Consider the following 833-nt stretch of genomic DNA (forward strand, 5'->3'; position numbering starts at 1 on the left):
CCCTGGGCGATGGTGAGGTGCAGGACAGCTGTATCGGTGCAGGCACCGTTGGGTGTGGTGAGGGTGTAATCTCCACTCTGGCTATAGCTCTGACCCCTCCAGCTGTAGGTACCACAGGCAGTGGCGGTGGTGTCGCTGCGCACACCCTGATTGATGGTCAGGTGCAGGACAGCTGTATCGGTGCAGGCACCGTTTACAGTAGTCACTGTGTAGTTACCGGAAGCCGTGTAGGTAGTTCCCCTCCAGCTATAGGATCCGCAGGCAGTGGCGGTAGTGTCACTGCGCGCGCCCTGGTTGATGGTGAGGTGCAGGGTGGCGGTATCGGGGCAGCCGTTGACGCCCGTTGTATAGACGTTGTAATTACCACTGGTGGTATAAGTGGTTCCTCTCCACACATACTGGCTGCAGGCCGTAGCGGTGGTATCGGTATGCACGCCCTGGTTGATGGTCAGGTGCAGGGTGGCGGTGTCGGGACAGCCGTTGGCACCCGTTGTATAGACGTTGTAATTACCACTGGTTGTATAAGTGGTGCCTCTCCACACATACTGGCTGCAGGCTACTGCGGTGGTATCGGTGTGCACGCCCTGGTTGATGGTCAGGTGCAGGGTGGCGGTGTCGGGACAGCCGTTGACACCGGTGGAGTATGCATTATAGTTGCCCGAAGCCGTATAGGTAGTTCCCCTCCAGCTGAAGGAGGTACAGGCCGTAGCGGTGGTATCGGTATGCACGCCCTGGTTGATGGTCAGGTGCAGGGTGGCGGTGTCGGGACAGCCGTTGACACCGGTGGAGTATGCATTATAGTTGCCCGAAGCCGTATAGGTAGTTCCCCTCCA

The 833-nt window shown here is 58.6% G+C and carries 1 protein-coding gene; it reads right to left on the minus strand.

What is annotated here, in order from left to right; translation table 11 throughout:
* The coding region (locus EPD60_RS17050) for a PKD domain-containing protein (protein ID WP_207896713.1) at nt 1–833 on the minus strand (833 nt) is incomplete at both ends.

It is taken from the genome of Flaviaestuariibacter flavus (assembly GCF_004337505.1).
Taxonomy (GTDB): Bacteria; Bacteroidota; Bacteroidia; order Chitinophagales; family Chitinophagaceae; genus Flavisolibacter; species Flavisolibacter flavus.